The organism is Pseudomonas shahriarae (genome assembly GCF_014268455.2).
GTDB lineage: Bacteria > Pseudomonadota > Gammaproteobacteria > Pseudomonadales > Pseudomonadaceae > Aquipseudomonas > Aquipseudomonas shahriarae.
In genome coordinates this window covers 1,130,177-1,147,015 of record NZ_CP077085.1, presented here as the reverse complement: position 1 = coordinate 1,147,015, position 16,839 = coordinate 1,130,177, and the positions used below count along the sequence as shown (strand labels likewise).

The window sequence follows — 16,839 nt, the reverse complement described above, 5'->3', positions numbered from 1 at the left end:
CATAACGCTGCCAGCGGGGTGTTAACCACATGGGGGATCTGGCTTGCCTGCGATAGCAGTACACCCTGACCCACCGCCATCGCGGGCAAGCCCTAATGCCAGTCAGTTAAGCGCAGATCCCCTGTGGGAGCGGGCTTGCTCGCGAAAGCAGTGGGTCAGTCAACATCAATGTTGGCTGGGCCGACGTCTTCGCGGGCAAGCCCGCTCCCACAGGGGGAATGCGGCGGCTTTAAAAAACCGGGCGCCGGCTAAACCGCAATGCGCTGGCCACGCCCACCGCGCCCATCACCACACAGTAAAAAACGCAGATCCACGGGCTGGTGGGCATCAAGGCGATCAGCATCAACGGCGTGGTACTCGCCCACAGCGCGTAGGCAATGTTGTAGGTAAAGGAAATCCCCGACACGCGCACCGGTGCCGGAAACAGGCTGACCATCACCGAGGGCACCGCGCCCACCACCCCACAACTCAACCCCGCGATGGCATAGGCCGCGCCCAGCCACACGCCGCCGGCAATCAGGCTGGCGTAGAGCACGGCAATGCCCACCGGCAACAGCAGGCTGTAGACCAGCACCGCGCGCCAGGCGCCGATGCGATCCACCAACAGGCCGGCCAGCACACAACCGATGTTCAGGAAAACGATGCCCAATGCACTCAGGGCGAAGGTGTGGCTGGGGCTCATGCCGAAGGTTTTCTGCATCATGGTCGGCGTGATCACCACCAGCACCACCACCGCTGAGGTGAGCACACAGGTCAGCAACATGGCCGGCAGCAATGCCTGGCGGTGGTCACGCAACACCGTGCGCAGCGGTAGTTCGGCGTCGGCCTGGCGGCGCGCCTGCATGGCCAGGAACACCGGGGTTTCACTCAGCCAACGCCGCAGCCACACGCCGATCACACCAAACACACCGCCCAGCAGGAACGGAAAGCGCCAGGCGTAATCGAGGATTTGTTCAGGGGTGAACATCTGCGCCAGCAATGTCGCGGTCAAGGCCCCCAGCAGGTAACCGAAGGTCAGCCCGGCCTGCAGGAACCCCAAGGCATAACCGCGATGGCCGGCGGGCGCGTGCTCGGCGACAAACACCCAGGCGCTGGGCACTTCACCGCCCACTGCCGCGCCCTGCAGGACGCGCAGCGCCAGCAAAATCAGGGGGGCGAAATAGCCGATTTGCGCGTAGGTCGGCATGATCCCGATCAGCAGGCACGGCAAGGCCATCATCAGGATACTCAGGCTGAACACGCGCTTGCGCCCCAGGTGATCGGCAAAGTGCGCCATCAGGATCCCGCCCAGTGGCCGCGCCAGATAGCCGGTGACAAAAATCCCGAAGCTCTGCAGCAGGCGCAGCCATTCGGGCATTTCCGGGGGGAAGAACAGTTGGCTCAGGGTCAGGGCGAAAAATACGAAAATGATGAAGTCGTAGATTTCCAGGGCACCGCCCAGGGCAGCCAGCCCCAGGGTTTTGTAGTCGGAGCGGGAAAAACGCTGCGCCTGTGGATAAGCGGTGGCAGTCATGAAGAGGCTCGGCAGACAAACAAAATGGCGTGCAGGTTATGAGCTGAACCGAATCCTGGCAATCGCCGCCGATATATTCGTTTTACTCATTGATCCATGAAAATAACAACATTCCCAAATAAATAGCCGTGGGCCAAGATGCAGCGATACCTTGCCAACACCCCGACGCTTGCATAATAACTACAAGAGGTACTCCCACATGGCCGACCCTATCGAAGATAGCCGTTATGCCCGCTTTGCCCTGCGCTGCTCCAATTTTGCCGAACGCTGGTTTCCCGACTCCTGGGTGTTTGCCGCCCTGGCGGTGATCATTGTCACCGTGGCGGTTCTGGGCATGGGCGCTGCACCCACCGACGCTGCCAAGGCCTTTGGCGATGGTTTCTGGAGCCTGATCCCGTTCACCATGCAGATGGCCTTTGTGGTGATTGGCGGCTATGTGGTGGCCAGTTCGCCGCCCGCCGTGAAGCTGATTGATCGCCTGGCACGCATCCCGAAAAACGGCCGCTCGGCCGTGGCGTGGGTGGCGCTGATCTCGATGGTCGCGTCGCTGCTCAACTGGGGCCTGTCCCTGGTGTTCGGCGGGTTGCTGGTGCGGGCCCTGGCCCGGCGCACGGATTTGCGCATGGACTATCGCGCCGCTGGCGCGGCGGCCTATTTGGGCCTGGGCGCCGTGTGGGCGCTGGGGTTGTCGTCATCGGCCGCGCAATTGCAGGCCAACCCGGCCAGCTTGCCGCCGTCGATCCTGGCGATCACCGGGACCATCCCCTTCACCGACACGATCTTTTTGTGGCAATCGGGGGTGCTGTTGCTGGCACTGATCGTGGTGTCGCTGATCATCGCCTACGTCACCGCACCGGGGCCCAACTCGGCCCGTGATGCCAAGGCCTGCGGCGTGGACCCGGCGTTCAACCTGCCCAAGCTACAACCGCCAACCCGCCCGGGGGAATGGCTGGAGCACAGCCCGCTGCTGACCATCCTCCTGGCACTGCTGGCCGCCGGCTGGCTGTTCCACGAGTTTTCGACCAAGCCTGCGATCAGCGCGATCTCGGGGCTCAACACCTATAACTTCCTGTTCCTGATGGTCGGCGCCCTGCTGCACTGGCGCCCGCGCAGTTTCCTCGACGCAGTGGCGCGCGCGGTGCCCACCACCACCGGGGTGTTGATCCAGTTCCCACTGTACGGCTCCATCGCGGCGTTGATTACCGTGGTCAAGGGCGGCGACGGCCAGACCCTGGCCCACCATATCTCGATCCTCTTCACTTCCATCGCCTCCCACGACACCTACGCGCTGCTGATGGGCGTTTACTCGGCGGTACTGGGGTTCTTTATTCCGTCGGGCGGTGGCAAGTGGATCATCGAGGCGCCCTATGTGATGCAGGTAGCCAATGACCTGCAATACCACCTGGGCTGGGCCGTGCAGATCTACAACGCCGCCGAGGCCCTGCCGAACCTGATCAACCCGTTCTATATGCTGCCATTGCTGGGGGTACTGGGGCTGAAGGCGCGGGACTTGATCGGCTTCTCGTTTGTGCAGCTGCTGGTGCACACGCCGCTGGTGTTGTTCCTGCTGTGGGCGCTGGGGACGACGTTGAAGTACATGCCGCCGGTAATGCCTTAATCATTGGACGCCGCACCCGTCGTTATGACGGGTGCATCCAGGTCGACATTGAGCGCCGTTGTTCCCTCTGAATATTTCAGGAAGGGAACCACGCGTTAATGACGGGCCACCTAACAGTGTCTTTTAGTAGCACCAGACACTCTTCAACTTAACTAAGAGACCACAACTAATTATTTAGAGTTACAACTGGAGTCATACCGATGAATATCGCACCTACCGCTACTACGCCTACACCTCAAAACAGTGCTGAGACTGGCAATACCCAAGATGTCAACCCACAGCAAAACCCCGCGTTGAAAAAATTCAAACAATTCAAACCGGCGTTCGGCCAGCCGGCGGGAAGAATAGTATTTGCAGAGTCAAACCCTAACAAAAACCTTTTTAAGCCTGTTGCAGCGTTTAAAGGCTGATTCCTTTATAGAGGCTGTGATCCCCCTCAAGCCCTGGAGCTTCACAGCCTGCATTGAATACTTACAAGTAACGCGACGACCTCAAGCCTAGTTGCACATTCATGGACAACCACAGCAACGCGCAGCACTTCACGTTATAGCGAGGCGGCCAGGCCCTGCAAAAAAACCGCATTTTCCGAGGCATTTTCCCGGTCAGCCGCTACTGTGTGAAGGTGGGCATTCATCCCGCGCAGACGGGCATTAGCTGACAAGGAAACATGCATGTTTAAACTGACCAGGCTGTCCTTCACCTTTGTCGCACTTGCTGTGAGCACGGTCGTACAAGCCGACGTCGAACTTGATCTGGGCACGGCACAACGGGTCACGCAATTGTTCGCCTACCCCAACAATTGCAGCGTGATCTGCTTTCGGCCGCTGACCCTGGAACAGACCGTCGAACACTATCTGACCCAGAGCCTGCAGCGCGATGGCTACAGCCGGGCCAGGGTCAGCGTGAAGACCGAGCAGGGTCAGGTCCGCGCGCGCTTTACCGGAGTGCCCGATGGCTATGGGCAGCCCTTGACCGCGTTGCTGAACACCGCCGACCTGGCTTACGAGGGCGCCAGCCGGCTCAACCGCGATGGCAAGTGGCAATTTAGCTGGTACCTGTTCCTGCCACTGGGCATGGCCCTGGAAAACCGCAAGAGCATCGAGTTGATGCACTTCCCGCCGGATTACTCCCTGACCCACTACCAGGACTATCTGGAATCAGCCACCACCGACCGTTGGGCCACGCTACTGAGCGCCAACGGTATACCGGCGACCCAGACCCCGGAATACCAGACCATCATTGATATCGCGCCCATTGCCGCCCCCTCCACGGCGGGCAAGGATCTGGAGGGGGTCTACAGCTACTTCAGCGAGTATCAGACCCGGGTTGTCCGGGAACTGAGCCTGCACCCCACTGGCCCGTTGCCCATGGTCGCCTTCGGTGCGCCCGTGCGCAGTTGGATCCAGCAACACTACGGGCAAACCCTCGGGGTACTGGGCCTGACGCAAATCAGCCCGGCCGAAGGCAGTAAAGTCGCAGTGCTGGGGGCCAATCACCCCAGTTACATCTGGTACGCCGCCAACCCGGACAGCTACGACGGCGACGAACAGAAAGCCGACGAGGCCGGCTTGAAAGTCATGGGCCAGGACTTGAGCGCGGCCTGCTGGCAAGCCGGGATGGGGCAAAAGCCTGCCAGCGACCCCAATGTGTTGCTCAAGGGCTGCATGAACACCTGGCAGGTGACGCGCAAGGAGCAGACCTGCGAATTGTTCTACACCTCGGTGCGCGAATTGTCCGCCGAGCAGGCCAAGGAAAAATGCACCAGCGCCTCGATCAAGCCCCAGCTCAAGCGCCTGAAAAGCCCTCTGCCAGAAGCTTCTGTCGCGGCGCCGGCGCTGTAGGCTCCTGCCCTTATCGCCAGTGTCTTACGCAAAAAAGCCGATACCTACTGTCAGATTTGACAGTAGATATCGGCTTTTTTTTGCGCAAACCTTGAGCGGTGCCCATTTGCTGCAAGACTGGCAGTCATAGCAACACCAGGAGGTCGATGCAGCCCGACAAGGAATGCTATGAAAACCCAGATCATGGAAGAGGCGCCTGCTGCGGCCAGTGACTGTCTGTACCCCTTCGCAACACTGTTGGCGAAAAAAGGTTACCCCTCGCGTCAAAACTTTGAGGTGGTACACACCCGCAATGGGCGCGGAACCGGGATCAAGGCCAAGGTGGCCTTCGACAGCCGTGTGCGAATCGCCAAAATTTCCGGGCACGCCCTGGGTGAACGGCGTTTGCACACGCTGCAGGTGTCTTCACGCATCCACTTGTACGACCCGTGGTTCAGCGGCCTGCTCCTGCATTCGTGCGATCCGAATGTGTTCCTCGACATCAGCGAGCTGGAGCTATGGTCGATCCAGGCCATCCGCCCTGGCACGCTGCTGACCATGGATTACGCCACCACCGAGGATGTGCTGTACCGGCAGTTCCCGTGCCGTTGCGGCGCGGGGAACTGCCGGGGCTGGATCACCGGCATGAAAGAGCCGCTGAACCAGGAAGGCCAACTGTTTATGGAACAGTGGCGCCAGCGCAAACGCTCTTAAAGGGCCTCCACCGGACGCAGGCGGTACTGCGGCGGCAGTTGCTCGAAGCCGGTGATGGTGGCGTTGAGGCTTTTCCAGCGGCCGTCCTTGATCCCGTAGATGCACCCGTGGATCGACAGGCTCTGCCCGCGATGCCAGGCGTTCTGCACGATGCTGGTGTGACCGACATTGGCGACTTGCTGGATGACATTGAGTTCACACAGGCGATCGACACGTTCTTCTTCGGTAGGCAACTGGGCCAGTACTTCGCGGTTCTCGTAGTAAAGGTCGCGGATCGACCGCAACCAACCGTCGATCAGGCCGAACTGGCGGTCCTGCATCGAGGCGCGCACGCCGCCGCAGCCATAGTGGCCAGTGACCAGGATATGTTTGACCTTGAGCACATCCACAGCGTACTGGATCACCGACAGGCAGTTGAGGTCGGTGTGCAGCACCACATTGGCCACGTTACGGTGCACAAACAGGTCGCCGGGCAACATGCCGACGATCTCGTTGGCCGGCACCCGGGCGTCCGAACAGCCGATCCACAGGTATTCCGGGGTCTGCTGGCGGGCGAGCTTGGCGAAGAATTCGGGATCTTCCTGTTTGATCGCATCCGCCCAGCGTTCGTTGTTATCAAGCAGGTCTTGTAGTTCGTTCATCAGGGAAAGCCTCAGGAATGATGCGCAGCTTTGACAGACGACCGCCCGTCCGGGTCACGCCGTCTATAAAGATAGCCGGTCGGTAATGACTTGAATCTTGGGGCGCCCTGCCTGTCCACACACTATAAGCCCCACAGTATGAGGATTGACCATGACTGAATCACGACGTCCGTACGGCGCTACGCAGCCCGAACCGATTGATGACAACGAAGATCGCATGGGCTCGATGCGGGAGCTGGATTTTGACGAGGAGACGCCGACGGCGGAAATCGGCGATGAGATCCCCCGTGCCGAGCGCGAGCAGCTGATGCCCGACGAACGGGTACGCGAGGCTGGGATGACTGGGGCGTCGACGGCGGATCATGAGTCCACGGATGATGATATGAGCCCCGAAACGCTGATTCAGGAAGACGGCGCGCGCGATGCCCTGGAAGAAGGTGAGGACGAACCGGCCGATTGGGACCTGAGCATCGTCGATGAAGATGAGATTGGCGGCGGTAATGGGTTGGATGAGGCAGAGCTGGCGGACATTGATCCGGTCGACGGTAACCGCTGATACAGCGCCAGACTTATGGTGAAGCATGGCGGTGTGGGAGCTGGCAAGCCTGCTCCCACACAAGACTGCTCCCACCCGGGATCGTGTGTGTTAGTCGACCAGGGTGCAGGCCATGACAACTGCGTCTTCGCGGCCACCGACGGCCGGGTAGTAGTCGCGACGACGGCCAATTTCATTGAACCCGTAGCGCTCATACAGGCGGAAAGCCCCGGTATTGCTGTCGCGCACTTCCAGGAAGCACTCCCGTGCATGGGCGGCATACGCCCGCGACATCAGATGCTCCAGCAGGGCCAGGCCCAGGCCACGCCCTTGGTTTTCCGGCTTGACGGTGATGTTCAGCAAATGCGCTTCATCGAGGATGATCTGCACCACGCCGTGGCCCACTTGTTGCTCGCCTTCGAACATCAACCAGATCTGGTACTTGCCCAGCCCATCGAGAAAGATGCCCCGGGTCCAGGGGTGGCTGAACGCCGCGTATTCGATTTTCAGCACGGCGTCGAGGTCAGCCTCGGTCATCGGGCGGAAGGATAAAGCCTCACTCATCGGTTGTTTTCCAGCGCGCCATCAGCCGGCGCATGGCTTGCCAGACATCAGCCTTACGCTGTGGCTCTTCCATTAATAATTCCAGGCCCGGCAAGGCCCAGACCGAGCCCAGGCCTTCGACCTGCAGTTCGCGGTACCAGGCCTCGGCGTCGGCTTCGCCGGCAAACCGCACGGCCGGCAGGCCGATCAGCCACAGGCACACGCAGGGTTCGTCTTCCAGGCGGGCCGAGACAAAACCTTGCACAAAATCACGCGCGGCGTCCGGGCCCTGGTCCATATTGCCGCGCACCAGCAGCGGCCAGCGCACGGGCTCGCCGACGATCTGCGGGCTGTCGGGCAGGCCGGCGGCGCGCAGCATGTCCTTGAGCAGCAGGTAGGCCGGGTCACGCGTCTGGAAGCGCTCGCCGGTCGGCAACTCGACCAGCAACAGGCAACGCCCGGCCCGCAGCAACTGCAGGGCAAAACGCGGTGGCGGCACGACCGGGGCCTTGGCCACCGGGGCCGGGGCATCGTCGGCCACGGCAGCGGGTTTGGGCGCGCTCGACGGGCGTGGTACTTCGATCTTGACCCGCTCCGACGGCCGCACAGGCACCTCGGCCACGGGTTTGACCAGCGCAACCGGCGCCGCCGCTTCCTCACCCGAGGCGTCGAACGGCTCGAAGGCTTCCAGCGCCTGCAGCAGTTCGGGCCGCGACGGCGCGGCAAAGGGCAATTCGGTGCGCGGCAGCCAGTTGACCACCTGCATGGCAGTCAAGTAAGCGCGACGTCGGGACTCGATAAGCAAGGCTCGGCCACTTGTGGATAACTAAAGAGCGCAGATTCTACCGCCCTTCGACGATGATCGCCCACCGTTGATGACTTTCTCTGCATTGCTGACCGCCCATCGCGAACGCGCCCTGACCGGCTGTGGATAAATCCCGCGCCTGATGCAGTACAATCGCTGCTTTTAATTCGCCAACCAGCCGGCCATTCCGATGATCGAACCCAAGCGCGTCTTGCGCGCCCTCGCCGAACACTGGGCCCTGCTTGAGCCACTGTGCGAACACTTCGACCAAGGCACCCTGAGCCTTGGCGAGTTGCGCGCGCAACTGGCCGCCCAACAACTGGACAGCACGCCACAGGACATCACCAACCTGCTGGACGTGTGGATTCGCCTGGATATCCTGGTGCCTGTCGCCAAGAGCCCGAACCGTTTCGAGCTCAACGCGCAGATCCATGACTTCCTGGCCTATCTTCGCAAGGAGCACCGGCTAGGCCTGTGCCTGGAAATCGAAGCCTACCTGCGCCACCTCGAGCGCCTGGCCGGTTATATCCAGGACGCCTTCGACATCCGCGACGGCCACGACCTGGCCCGCCAACTGCGGCTGCTGGACATGCGCGTGCGCGACGTGCTGAAAAAACTCGCCAATGACGAACAGGCCCTCGCTGCCGTGGCCGACCGGGCCAAGACCAGCGACCGGCAGATCCCGTTGCGCCAGCGTTATGCCGAGGTCCTGGCGACCTGGGACGAGTACGTCGAGCCGATGATCCAACTGGTGAACGCCGACGGCGCCTTCGAGCAAGGCGTGCGCAAGGTAGAGAACGTGCTGTTGCGCATGCTCACCGAGCAGCAACGCCTGGGCCACCTGGTGGACGACGACATGTTGCTGCGCACCCACGCGCGCATCCTCGAAATGCAGACCAGCGCCCAGTTGACCTTGCGCCATGCCCGGGAACTGCTGCTGCCGCTGCGCGAAGAAGCGCGCCGGCACAACGCCGTGACCCGTGGCGCAGCGCTGGCCCTGTCGGCGATCCGGCGCAAGGGCCTGGACGCGTTGCCGCAAGCGGCGATGCCGATGTTTACCCGGCCACAGAGCACCTTCCTCGGCAGCGCCAGCCAAGTGGAAGCCTATGTGTATGCCCTGGCGAATTTCGAACCCAAGCCGGCGCGCTTCCCCAAGGCCCACAAATCCCACAAGGGCGAAGCCCAGCGTGCGCCGCGCACGGTCAAGGAGATGCTCGAGCGCTGCGAAGACGCACTGCCGATGCCCGACCTGATGACCTGGCTGCTGGAACAGGAACCAGACGGGGCCACCGACGAGTTGCTGTACTGGTTCTCGCGTTTGTCGCGGGAGAAGCGTTTCAAGCGCGAGCGCCTGGAACGCCGGGATTACCATACTCACGAGCACCAGGTCAGCCTGCGCTCATTCGCCCTGCTCCCGGCCAGCACCGACTTAGCCGAGAATTCTGCGAGCACACCTTATGCATCTTGATCTATCCGAACTGTCCCAGCTGGCGCCGATCTTTCGCGAGCTGTTCAAGGGTTACCACGTCAGCCGCCGCGACCCGGAGCTGTACGCGCAACTGTCGAACTTCCAGGACCAGTACCGCACGCTGTTCAAGGCCCTGGGCTTTGAGTTGGTGTGCGATACCCGGGGTTTCTACTACTTCGTACCCGACTCGGCCATCGCCAGCGCGCAGGTGAACAAGACTGCGCAACGCCTGGCGCTGTTCACTTTCATCATTGTCGAGCACCTGGCCGACCAGGGCCGCGACCCGATTGCCGTGCTCGACGGCGGTAGCCTGGGCCGCGATGAACTGCCCTCCTTGCTGGAGAAGTACCGCGACCTGTTTATCCAGGCCGAAGTGCAGACCCAGGAAGAACTGGAAGAAAAAATCATGCGCCGCATGACCCAGCTCGGGTTTGCCAGTGAAGACAACGGCGTCTATCGCTTCCTGCCGCCGATGCACCGCTTCCTTGATGTGTGCCTGTCGGTCCAGGCCGACCGCGACCTGGCAGCCAGCGTGCACAGCGTGCTGCCGTTGCCAGCGCCGGTGATCATCGACGAAGACAGCGATGAAAAACTGCTGCAGACCGATGACCCGCTGGACTTGAGCGAATTTGAAAGCGAAGAAGATGCCCTCGCCCGCGCCATTGCCGAAGAACAGGAGACCGATGCATGAGCAAGGAACGCTACGGCATTCGCCGCTTCGCCCTATTGAATACCGCCGGCTACAGCCTGGGCCTGTTCCCGCTGGAAGAGCCGCTGTCGGTGTATGGCGCGAACAACCTCGGTAAGTCGGCGTCGATCAACGCCTTGCAGTTCCCGATCCTGGCGCGCATGTCGGACATGAGCTTCGGCAAGTACACCCTGGAACAGTCGCGGCGCTTCTACTTCGCCACCGACACCAGCTACATCCTCGTCGAAGTCTCGCTGCCCCACGGCCCGCACGTGATTGGCGTGGTCGGCCGCGGCCCGGGCGGTGGTTTCGGCCACCAGTTCTTTGCCTACGCCGGCAAGCTGGACCTGGCCCACTACCAGAAGAACGACACCTGCCTGCGCCAGAAAGAGCTGTTCACCAACCTTGAGCGCGAGGGCCTGAAGGCTTACGAGCTCAAGCCCGATGAGTTGCGGCGCTTGCTGGTCGGCGGCCATACGTCGATCCCGCTGGACCTGACCCTGATTCCGCTGCGCTCCACCAGCGAGCAGAGCCTGAAGACCTTCCGTGCGCTGTTTATCAACCTGCTGCACATGCGCGAAATCACCGCGGCCAAGCTCAAGCAGCTGTTCCTCGATGCCTTCGAACACAGCCTGCGCTCCGGCAGCGTGGATTACATCGCCGCGTGCGAAGAAGCGTTCCGCGATGTACGACGCATGGAGCAGGACTACAACTCCCTGGTGGCCGCCGGCCCTCTGGTGGAGGCGCTGTCCAACGGCGTGAAGCAGCGGGAAATCCTGCGCGGCAAGTTGCATCGCCTGTCACCATTGCTCGACTCACTGCTGGGCACCTGGTCGGACTACGCCAATGCACGCAAGGAAGAGCTGACGATCCAGGCCGAACACTACCGCAACGAGCAGGATGCGCTGCAGAACGATCAGCGCGGCGGCACCCAGGAGCTGATGCGCCTGGAGCGGGAAATCAGCGGCATTCAACGCTGGCTGGGCGAGTTGTCGGTGCTCAAGCATCGCTTTGCCCTGGTGGATGACGTCAAGGTCCTGGAGCAGCAACTGCTGGCGGCCAAGGATGCCCACGACGAACTGGCCGGCGCCCTGGCGCAATCGCGACAGTTCAGTGCCGAGGACCTGGACGAACGCCTGCGCGACCTGGAAAAACGCCTGAAGTCGGTCAAGCAGCAACTCGATCACGCCGACAACAACAGCTACGCCAAACTGCGGGAAGAATTCTCACAGCAGGACGTCGAGCGTCTGATGCGTCTGTTCAACAGTTCGTTGTTCAGCCTGCCGCTGGGCGAGCACGGCATCACCCTGGATGAAGACGGCCAGTGGGTCAAATCCCTGGAGCTGATCCTCGATGGCTTCACCGGCGAGCGCTTTGAAGTGCCGGGGCTGTCCATCGACATCTCGCACATCGAGCCACCGGCCTTGCAGGCCCTGGCGGACCGCGCGGCGTTGCGCGACCAGAAGGAGCGCCTGGAAAAAGAACTCAAGCAACTCAAGACCCAGCAGGCCGTGGCCTCGGACCGCGCGGCGAGCAAGAGCCAGACCGAAGCGCTGTACCAGCAGGTACTCGATGCGCAGAAAGCCCTGGAAGACTTCCGCCGCGCCCAGACCCTGAGTGCCGAGGAAGGCGAGAAACTGGAAAACCTGGCGCAGATGGAAGCGGCCCAGGATGAACTGAAGCGCTCCAGTGATGCGTTCACCGAACGCGTCCAGCAATTGTCGGCCAAGCTGCAACTGGTCGGCCGGCAGATCGGTGATATGGAAGCCAAGCAGCGCACCCTCGATGACGCCTTGCGCCGTCGCCAGCTGCTGCCGGCCGACTTGCCGTTCGGCACGCCGTTCATGGACCCGATCGACGATTCCATGGACAACCTGCTGCCGCTGCTCAACGACTATCAGGACAGCTGGCAGGGCTTGCAGCGCGCTGACGGGCAGATCGACGCGCTGTACGCCCAGGTGCGCCTCAAGGGCGTGGCCAAGTTCGACAGTGAAGACGATATGGAGCGTCGCCTGCACCTGTTGATCAATGCGTATGCGCACCGTACCGACGAAGCCCTGACCCTGGGCAAGGCACGCCGTGCAGCGGTGACGGATATCGCGCGGACCCTGCGCAATATCCGCAGCGACTACGACAGCCTTGAGCACCAGTTGGCCCTGTTCAACCGCGAGATCAACAAGCGCCAGGTATCCAACCTGCAAAGCTTCCGTATTGTGTTGGCGCCGAACAAGGAAGCGCTCAAGCATATCGACCAGATCATTCACAGTGCCGGTCAGTATGAGGAAGGCGAAACCCTCTCGGTGTTCGATCTCAGCCAAAGTGCCGAGCAGGACAACAAGAACGAAGAGGCCAAGGAATACCTGGCACGCCTGGTCGCTGCCAACCATAACCAGCTGGGGCTCAAGGACCTGTTCGAACTGGCGTTCGAGATCACCAAGGTCAATGGCCAGCCGATCATTCACACCGACATTGATGGCGCCGCGTCCAACGGCACCACCATGACCATCAAGGCGCTGACCAACATGTACTTGTTGCTGCACTTGATGGACCGCGACCAGGCCGGTCGCGTGCGCCTGCCGTACTACCTCGACGAAGCGGCGGATATCGACGAGAAGAACCAGGCAGCACTGCTGGAGACCAGCCTGCAGCTGGGCTTTGTGCCGATCCTGGCCAGTGTGAAGCCGCAGGTCTCCGCCCAGGTGGCGATCGACCTCGAAGGCGGCAGCGGGCCGAACGGGATCTACATTGATGAGGCGGACTGGAAGTACATTCGCCGGCATGATGCGGTGAAGGCGACGGTGAATGTGCAGGCGGATGAGCCGGAGTTGGATGAGGTCTGATCCGCGCTGTTGAAATACAAAAAGGCCGCGATCCTATGGATCGCGGCCTTTTTTGTGGGCGGGTTATGCGGTGTTGGTGGGGGCGCTATTTACCCAGGGGGATCTTCGGCGCCCAGATCAGCCACTCGTCTTCGAACTTGTCGAATAACGGGAAAGTCTGCTCGGGCAGCGCCGGGTTGCCCATGCGCTCGCCATCCGGCGTGGCAAAGGCGATACCGCCCTGGACCAGGGTTTCCAGGGACTCGGTGCGCACTGTCGCGCCCTTGAACAGGCCAAAGTCCAGGCCAAAGCCGCTGCTGTTCCAGAAACGGCTGCCGCCGCGAACCAGCGGAGCGTATTTGGGCTCGATCAGCACATGGATCAGCACACGGTCAGCGGTCTTGCCCAACTCGTAGCCGGTGACCTTGCCGACTGTGACTTCCCGGTAGGTGACTGGCACGCCGACTTTCAACGAGCCACGGCGGGCGGCGCTGAGTACCAGGCTCAAGCCGGCTTCTTGCACGTTGCTCTCTGGCGGTTGGGCCAGGGCCACGAAGTTCTTTTGCGCACCGGTGCTTTTCACCGCCGGCAGCACTTCGATGTATTGGCCGGTGACCAGGGTTTCCAGGTTGGCGGTCTTCATCAGGCCCAACTCGGGCTTGACCACCCAGAACTGGCTGCCGGTACGGGCGATCCGCTCAGGGACTTCGGTGATGCGCGCAGTGAGCATCACCGACTGCATGTCCGGGCTCAGGTCAACGCTTTCAATCTTGCCCACGTCCAGGCCTTTGAAGCGAATCGGCGTATCGGTGCGCAGGCCATCGGCGCGGTCAACCTTGATCGTGATCAGGGTGCCACGCTGGGTGGAGGCTTCGCGATCGGCAAACAGGCGGAAACGCGGGATGCGATTTCTCAGCGGTACGTTCGGCTCTGGGGTCTCAAAGGCGATCCCCCCGGCCATCAGGCTTTGCAGGGATTCGCTTTTGACCTGGATGCCGCCGGTGAGCCCGCCGGTCAGGGTCACGCCACTGGCGTTCCAGAAGCGCGTCGAACCGTTGACCAGGCCTTCATATTCCTTCTCGATATGCACGCCGATCACCAGTTGCTTGCGCTTGCGCGAAAACTGGTAGCTCTGCACCGAACCGACCTTGACCTGTTTGTAGAGGATCGGGCTGCCAACTTCCAGGGAGCCGAGGCTTTCTGTGAGCAGGACCAGGTGCAAGCCAGGGGAGCGCAGGTCCAGCGGTGGCGCCTTGGCCCGGGCCACAAACTCGCGCTGAGGGTTTGCGCCTTTGTCACCAGGGCGGATGGCAATGTAATTGCCCTTGACCAAGGCTTCCAGGCCGGTGATGCCCGCCAGGGAGATGGATGGCTTGACCACCCAGAACTGGGTGCCCTCCACCAGGTAATCTTCGGCCAATGGGTCGAGGGTCAAGTCGGCGCTGGCGCTGGACAGGTCAGAGTCCACCTTCAGGGCCTTGAGGCTGCCGACCTGGATGCCTTTGTACATCACCGGCGTGCGACCGGCTTGCAAGCCCTCGAAGTCACTGAGCTTGACCTTGATGCGGATCCCTGCGGCGGCGGCATCGAAGTCTTCGTACAGGCGGAACGGCAGGCTTGGGTCGGTGGGCGGGCTGTCCTTGCGGTTCTCTGGCGTAGCGAAGGCAATCCCCCCGGCGACGATGCTGGCCAGGGACTCGCTGCGCACTTTGACCCCGGAGAGGTTGGCGTCGATGCTGATGCCGCTGGCATTCCAGAAACGCGTATGTTTGCGCACCAGGCTGGCGTAGGTCGGCTCGATATAGACCTTGATCTCGACCGTGTTCTGATCAGCCGACAGCAGGTAGCTTTTGACCTGGCCGACCTGGATCTGTTTGTAGAACACCGGGCTGCCACGGTCCAGCGAGCCGAGCCGCTCGGCCTTGACCGTCAGGTGCAGGCCGGGCTTGGCGTCGGATAATGGGGGCTCTTCGGAGAGCGCCTTGAATTTACGCGTGGGCTCACCGTCGCCGGGGCTGGCGGCGATGTAATTGCCCGAGACCAGGGTTTCCAGGCCAGTAATCCCGGCCAGGCTGACGCTAGGCTTGACCAGCCAGAAGCGCGTATTGGCCTTGAGGTATTGCTCGACATCCTTGTTCATCTCAATAGTCGCAATCACCCCACGATTGCTGCCCTCGTCATCCAATGCCAAGGTCTTGACCTTGCCCACGGTCATGCCTTTGTAGACCACTTCGGTCTTGTTGACCTGGATGCCTTCACCGCTTTCAAAGCGCACCTGGATCTCGATGCCCGTCTGGGTATAGGCGCGCCATCCGAGCCAGCCACCGATCACCAGGGCGATCAACGGCAGTACCCAAATGGCCGACCAGTTCGAAGCGGGGCGGGTTTTAGCCTTTGGCAAATCAGTCATGGTCGTCGTCCGACTCCGTGTTATCCCAAATCAGTCGGGGATCGAAAGTTACTGCGGCAAGCATCGTCAAGATCACCACACTGGCGAACGCCACGGCACCGAGATTGGCCTCGATACTGGCTAGTCGCCCAAAGTTAACGACCGCCACCAGAATGGCGATCACGAAGATATCCAGCATGGACCAGCGACCGATAAACTCGATAAAGCGGTACATGATAATGCGTTGTCGGGCGGAAAGCGGCTGGTGACGTTGCACCGAGAACAGCAGCAGTGCGATGCCTACCAGCTTGAAGGTCGGCACCAGGATACTGGCAATAAACACCACGGCGGCAATCGGGAACATGCCGTGCTGAACCAGTTCGATCACGCCGGACATGATGGTGCTTGGAGCGCCCTGCCCCAGTGAGTTAACCGTCATGATTGGCAACAGGTTAGCCGGGATGTACAGAATTGCCGCAGTAATCAGCAACGCCCAGGTGCGCATCAGGCTGTTCGGCCGGCGCGCATGGACCAGGGCACCACAACGGGTGCAGGTTTGCTCGTCGGTGTCCGGGTCCTGCCTGTTCAGTTCGTGGCATTCGGTACAGATCAGAATGCCAGCATCAATCGCCCGCATGTTCGTCCTCCCCGGACAACGCTTGCCAGATCTGATGGGGTGACATCACCACCTCCAGCAGTACCTGGACCATCAACAGGCTGATAAAACAGGCCAGTCCCAGGCCTACGCTAAGGGCAGCCATATCGGCCAATTTTACAATCGCCACCAGCACGCCCATCAGGTAGACCTCCAGCATCCCCCAATCGCGCATATGGTGATAAATACGGTATAGCAACAGGCCATAACTGCGGCCTATGTTCCAGCGGATACTGAGCAGCACCGCAAGCTGGCAGAGCAGCTTGAGCAACGGAATGCCCATGCTGCACAGGAACACCACCACCGCCACGCCTTGCATGCCGGTATTGAACAGGGCAACTACACCGCTCCAGACCGTGTCCTGCGAAGACTGCCCGAGTAGATTGAGCTGCATGATGGGTAGAAAGTTCGCCGGGATGTACAGCAATAGCGCTGCGATCACCAAGGCAAGGCTGCGCTCTACGACATTGAAGCGGTGGGCGTACATCTCATAACCACAGCGTGGACACAGGGCCTTTTCACCGTGCGCAAGCTCTGGCTTGCGCATCAGCAAGTCGCACTCGTGGCAGGCAACCAGGTCCTCCAGCGGTAGGTCGGACACCTGGGTGGTATCAACCGGGTCGGACATATA

15 protein-coding genes are annotated in these 16,839 nt (G+C 61.3%); 8 read left to right on the top strand and 7 right to left on the bottom strand.

Annotated features, from left to right (window positions below; translation table 11 throughout):
- Positions 1-229: 229 nt before the first annotated feature.
- Complete coding sequence (locus tag HU773_RS04965; RefSeq protein ID WP_057958262.1) at positions 230-1,513, bottom strand: MFS transporter; 1,284 nt, start codon at positions 1,511-1,513, stop codon at positions 230-232.
- A gap of 199 nt (positions 1,514-1,712) precedes the next feature.
- Here HU773_RS04965 and HU773_RS04960 point away from each other — a divergent pair, with 199 nt between their 5' ends.
- From HU773_RS04960 to HU773_RS04945, 4 genes are all read left to right on the top strand, one after another.
- Positions 1,713-3,131 (top strand): short-chain fatty acid transporter, encoded by a 1,419-nt coding sequence (locus HU773_RS04960; RefSeq protein WP_057442063.1) that lies wholly within the window; start codon positions 1,713-1,715, stop codon positions 3,129-3,131.
- A 200-nt stretch (positions 3,132-3,331) separates the two neighbouring features.
- On the top strand, positions 3,332-3,541 hold the full coding sequence (locus HU773_RS04955; RefSeq protein ID WP_186625425.1) for a hypothetical protein: 210 nt from the start codon (positions 3,332-3,334) through the stop codon (positions 3,539-3,541).
- A 261-nt stretch (positions 3,542-3,802) separates the two neighbouring features.
- On the top strand, positions 3,803-4,972 hold the full coding sequence (locus HU773_RS04950) for a hypothetical protein (RefSeq protein ID WP_128593258.1): 1,170 nt from the start codon (positions 3,803-3,805) through the stop codon (positions 4,970-4,972).
- Positions 4,973-5,140: 168 nt separating this feature from the next.
- Positions 5,141-5,665 carry an SET domain-containing protein gene (locus HU773_RS04945; protein WP_120731590.1) on the top strand — a complete coding sequence of 175 codons (525 nt, stop codon included), beginning with the start codon at positions 5,141-5,143 and terminating at the stop codon, positions 5,663-5,665.
- On the opposite strand, the gene can is transcribed toward HU773_RS04945, so the two are convergent.
- The gene (gene can, locus HU773_RS04940) at positions 5,662-6,306 is read right to left on the bottom strand and encodes a carbonate dehydratase (RefSeq protein ID WP_057442066.1); all 645 of its coding nucleotides are present in this window, start codon (positions 6,304-6,306) and stop codon (positions 5,662-5,664) included. The genes HU773_RS04945 and can overlap by 4 nt on opposite strands.
- 151 nt (positions 6,307-6,457) lie before the next feature.
- On the opposite strand from can, the gene HU773_RS04935 reads away from it, so the two are divergent.
- Positions 6,458-6,862 carry a hypothetical protein gene (locus HU773_RS04935; RefSeq protein ID WP_057442067.1) on the top strand — a complete coding sequence of 135 codons (405 nt, stop codon included), beginning with the start codon at positions 6,458-6,460 and terminating at the stop codon, positions 6,860-6,862.
- 90 nt (positions 6,863-6,952) lie between these two features.
- On the opposite strand, the gene rimI is transcribed toward HU773_RS04935, so the two are convergent.
- Entirely contained in the window at positions 6,953-7,405 is a 453-nt protein-coding gene (gene rimI, locus HU773_RS04930; protein ID WP_057442068.1) for a ribosomal protein S18-alanine N-acetyltransferase, read from the bottom strand.
- Positions 7,398-8,150: an energy transducer TonB gene (locus tag HU773_RS04925; protein ID WP_170060244.1), complete on the bottom strand. Its 753-nt coding sequence runs from the start codon at positions 8,148-8,150 to the stop codon at positions 7,398-7,400. Before HU773_RS04925 ends, rimI begins: the two co-directional genes overlap by 8 nt.
- A gap of 229 nt (positions 8,151-8,379) precedes the next feature.
- On the opposite strand from HU773_RS04925, the gene mksB reads away from it, so the two are divergent.
- The 3 genes from mksB to mksF are packed head-to-tail and all read left to right on the top strand — an operon-like array spanning position 8,380 to position 13,185.
- Positions 8,380-9,657 (top strand): Mks condensin complex protein MksB, encoded by a 1,278-nt coding sequence (gene mksB / locus HU773_RS04920; protein WP_186625424.1) that lies wholly within the window; start codon positions 8,380-8,382, stop codon positions 9,655-9,657.
- On the top strand, positions 9,647-10,348 hold the full coding sequence (gene mksE, locus HU773_RS04915; protein ID WP_057442072.1) for an Mks condensin complex protein MksE: 702 nt from the start codon (positions 9,647-9,649) through the stop codon (positions 10,346-10,348). Before mksB ends, mksE begins: the two co-directional genes overlap by 11 nt.
- Positions 10,345-13,185, top strand: a complete 2,841-nt coding sequence (gene mksF, locus HU773_RS04910; RefSeq protein ID WP_120731588.1) for an Mks condensin complex protein MksF — start codon at positions 10,345-10,347, stop codon at positions 13,183-13,185. Before mksE ends, mksF begins: the two co-directional genes overlap by 4 nt.
- An 85-nt stretch (positions 13,186-13,270) precedes the next feature.
- Here mksF and HU773_RS04905 read toward each other — a convergent pair whose 3' ends face one another.
- The 3 genes from HU773_RS04905 to HU773_RS04895 are packed head-to-tail and all read right to left on the bottom strand — an operon-like array spanning position 13,271 to position 16,836.
- Positions 13,271-15,574 (bottom strand): PqiB family protein, encoded by a 2,304-nt coding sequence (locus HU773_RS04905; RefSeq protein WP_186625423.1) that lies wholly within the window; start codon positions 15,572-15,574, stop codon positions 13,271-13,273.
- On the bottom strand, positions 15,567-16,190 hold the full coding sequence (locus HU773_RS04900; protein WP_057442078.1) for a paraquat-inducible protein A: 624 nt from the start codon (positions 16,188-16,190) through the stop codon (positions 15,567-15,569). The genes HU773_RS04905 and HU773_RS04900 overlap by 8 nt, the downstream gene beginning before the upstream one ends.
- On the bottom strand, positions 16,177-16,836 hold the full coding sequence (locus HU773_RS04895) for a paraquat-inducible protein A (protein ID WP_170060243.1): 660 nt from the start codon (positions 16,834-16,836) through the stop codon (positions 16,177-16,179). The genes HU773_RS04900 and HU773_RS04895 overlap by 14 nt, the downstream gene beginning before the upstream one ends.
- Positions 16,837-16,839: the final 3 nt, after the last annotated feature.

Bases quoted from the DNA above. Each gene is read 5' to 3' on its own strand.
- mksB (WP_186625424.1), top strand. From the start codon at position 8,380: ATGATCGAACCCAAGCGCGTCTTGCGCGCCCTCGCCGAACACTGGGCC.
- HU773_RS04895 (WP_170060243.1), bottom strand. From the start codon at position 16,836: ATGTCCGACCCGGTTGATACCACCCAGGTGTCCGACCTACCGCTGGAG.
- HU773_RS04900 (WP_057442078.1), bottom strand. From the start codon at position 16,190: ATGCGGGCGATTGATGCTGGCATTCTGATCTGTACCGAATGCCACGAA.
- can (WP_057442066.1), bottom strand. From the start codon at position 6,306: ATGAACGAACTACAAGACCTGCTTGATAACAACGAACGCTGGGCGGAT.
- mksE (WP_057442072.1), top strand. From the start codon at position 9,647: ATGCATCTTGATCTATCCGAACTGTCCCAGCTGGCGCCGATCTTTCGC.
- mksF (WP_120731588.1), top strand. From the start codon at position 10,345: ATGAGCAAGGAACGCTACGGCATTCGCCGCTTCGCCCTATTGAATACC.
- HU773_RS04905 (WP_186625423.1), bottom strand. From the start codon at position 15,574: ATGACTGATTTGCCAAAGGCTAAAACCCGCCCCGCTTCGAACTGGTCG.
- HU773_RS04950 (WP_128593258.1), top strand. From the start codon at position 3,803: ATGTTTAAACTGACCAGGCTGTCCTTCACCTTTGTCGCACTTGCTGTG.
- HU773_RS04960 (WP_057442063.1), top strand. From the start codon at position 1,713: ATGGCCGACCCTATCGAAGATAGCCGTTATGCCCGCTTTGCCCTGCGC.
- HU773_RS04925 (WP_170060244.1), bottom strand. From the start codon at position 8,150: ATGCAGGTGGTCAACTGGCTGCCGCGCACCGAATTGCCCTTTGCCGCG.
- HU773_RS04935 (WP_057442067.1), top strand. From the start codon at position 6,458: ATGACTGAATCACGACGTCCGTACGGCGCTACGCAGCCCGAACCGATT.
- rimI (WP_057442068.1), bottom strand. From the start codon at position 7,405: ATGAGTGAGGCTTTATCCTTCCGCCCGATGACCGAGGCTGACCTCGAC.
- HU773_RS04965 (WP_057958262.1), bottom strand. From the start codon at position 1,513: ATGACTGCCACCGCTTATCCACAGGCGCAGCGTTTTTCCCGCTCCGAC.
- HU773_RS04945 (WP_120731590.1), top strand. From the start codon at position 5,141: ATGAAAACCCAGATCATGGAAGAGGCGCCTGCTGCGGCCAGTGACTGT.
- HU773_RS04955 (WP_186625425.1), top strand. From the start codon at position 3,332: ATGAATATCGCACCTACCGCTACTACGCCTACACCTCAAAACAGTGCT.